The 2,566-nt window shown below is 43.2% G+C and carries 3 protein-coding genes; all 3 read left to right on the forward strand.

What is annotated here, in order from left to right:
• The coding region (locus ACO54Z_RS02475; RefSeq protein WP_485995592.1) for an RHS repeat-associated core domain-containing protein at positions 1 to 584 on the forward strand (584 nt) is incomplete at its 5' end.
• Between the two features lie 20 nt (positions 585 to 604).
• Positions 605 to 1,057 carry a hypothetical protein gene (locus ACO54Z_RS02480; protein ID WP_485995593.1) on the forward strand — a complete coding sequence of 151 codons (453 nt, stop codon included), beginning with the start codon at positions 605 to 607 and terminating at the stop codon, positions 1,055 to 1,057.
• Between the two features lie 509 nt (positions 1,058 to 1,566).
• Entirely contained in the window at positions 1,567 to 2,418 is an 852-nt protein-coding gene (locus ACO54Z_RS02485; protein ID WP_485995594.1) for an RHS repeat domain-containing protein, read from the forward strand.
• Positions 2,419 to 2,566 lie beyond the last annotated feature (148 nt).

The following is a 2,566-nucleotide window of genomic DNA, read 5'->3' on the forward strand; positions in this document are numbered from 1 at the left end:
GGCCGGGCTTTCAGCCGTTTGGCTTTGCCGGCGGCCTGCATGACCCGGACACGCAGCTGACGCGCTTTGGCGCGCGCGACTATGACGCCGAAACGGGAAGATGGACGGCCAAGGATCCCATTCTCTTTGACGGCGGCGATTCGAATCTTTATGGGTATGTCTTGCAGGATCCGGTGAATCTGATTGACCGCAGTGGAGCAAGTCCTGAAGATGTCAATAAAATATTTGACACGTTCAGAAGAACAGTAGATGATATGACTGCGAATGGAGAACGATTTAACCTTTCAATATTCAATAATACATTTGCAGACGGTAGGGATGATGAAAATAAATGGTGGCCCGCCGCAATACCAGGCACATTAAATCAATTGTTTCGTGACGGCAGATCTACATTAATTTGCGGTCAGCAATGGGATCGGGTTCGTAAAGAGTTAACAAAATTGGAGCTGGATGACAAATGGGAATTTTCTGATGTATATGGTGAAGGACACGAATATGGGATGGGGCAATCTAGCAACCCAGGCGACCCATTGCTATTAATAGACCCCTGGAAAAATACATTTATCTCTGTTTTTAAAAGATAGTCACATCATGAGGTGCGTATATGACCAGATTCAAGGTTGCCAAGGTCCTAATTGTCGGTTCATTCTTGGTTATACTGTGCAGCATGTTTGTTATCAGTTGGCACATTAAAAACAAGGCAATTAATTATATATTTGGATTTGAGTTGGTGTCTTTTGTTGCAATCGCGGCAGTCATGCAGTGCAAAAAATATATACCTGCTCTGCTTGTTATCTTTTGGCTCTTTATGAGTTATTACTCCTATAATCCATACACTGATTCTGTAATAACGCAAGGCTACTCCAGTGTTAAGCTCTCTTTGGCTGAGATTGAGGAATTATATATTTTGTCTTTTGATGATGGCAGTTCAACAACACTGATAAAAAAAGACGGCAAATGGGAGTGTACTGGCGCGTATGAGAATAAACATTCCTGCAAAGTTATTGTCTGGGTTCTTTCAGGTCAAAATACCGCATTTAAAAAGCTTGTCGAATAATCAGAATGCAAGAGGTGTTGCAGAAATTCAATTTAAATGAAAGCGGTGCATGGCGGCAATTCAATGCCAATAAACGGAAATATTATTGTTTGCTGTGCCGCTTGTTTTCTGGTGATTGTTTTGTCTATGTGTTATGATTATTATTTTGCGGAGAATAATATAAAATCTCGGAATATCCAAAAGTGCGAATGAAATAAAAGAAAGATTTATAAACCAACACAACCTTGCGACCTCGCGAATATTGGGAAAGATGTCTCGATAGAGTCAAGCACAATAATTGGAAGGGTATTTGTCTCTCCCGATGGGATCATCTTTGCTCAAGATGCAGCACATAGAGAAATAATAATATTGATGCCATCATATTTAAATGGGAAGATGAGTTGAATTTGCTGGGGCGGCTCATTTAAAGATGTACCATTTCGGTGCCGCAATTAATGCGACATCGTTTGCCGAACGAGATGCAGGCGTGTTGACGGGACAGCAAAAAGTGGCTTTGCCGCTTGATCAATATGAAAAGTTTGCTATCAATCAAGAAGCAAGAAGCGAAATCATTGGAATGTACTGGCTTGAACGACCCGCTCAACCGGCGCATAGGCAAAAAGAAGAACGGCCAGCTCAAAAGCATTTATCTCTACGCAGACAAAGGCAATGTGCCCACGGCCATGCTCAGGGCAGACAAGAGCTACCTGATCATCAGCGACCACCTGGGCAGCGTGCGGCAAGTCATCGACACGCAAACGGGAGAAGTTGCGCAGCAGCTGGACTATGACGCCTGGGGCCAGGTCACCGAAGACAGCAGGCCGGGCTTTCAGCCGTTTGGCTTTGCCGGCGGCCTGCATGACCCGGACACGCAACTGACGCGTTTTGGGGCGCGCGACTATGACGCCGAAACGGGACGGTGGACGGCCAAGGATCCCATTCTCTTTGACGGCGGCGATTCGAATCTTTATGGGTATGTCTTGCAGGATCCGGTGAATGGGATTGACCGCAGTGGAGCAAGTCCTGAAGATACGCAAAAAATTGTGGATACTTTTAATCAGGCAATTATGGATATGAATGCAAACCGCCAACGATTACCAACCGCAGGAAGAATAGGCGGAATTATTAATAACCAATTCTCTGTTGCCAGTCGGTTTTTTGATTTTCCATCAGAATGGACGGGATATAATACTTATGATTGCTATGATCAATGGAAATATGTGCAAGAAAGGCTTAATGAACTAAAGCCAACTTTAACAGATCAATGGAGCTTCAATGATTACCCGACTTTCGGTCATATGTCTGGTGAAGCTGTATCCAATAATCCTAATGATCGAAAAATTAGGATGGATCCATGGAGAAATTATATCCGAATCAAATAGTCAATAAAAAAGAGTGACGTCATGTTTATAAGCAAGAAAACTATTATTACATGGAGTATTTCGTTTATCGTTTCATTTATCACTCTGGTCATATTTATGCCCATGTGGTCTGATTATTCTTCCCGCGCGGAATCATATAAGATTCTGA

The sequence above is a fragment of the Cardiobacterium sp. genome (assembly GCF_057314735.1).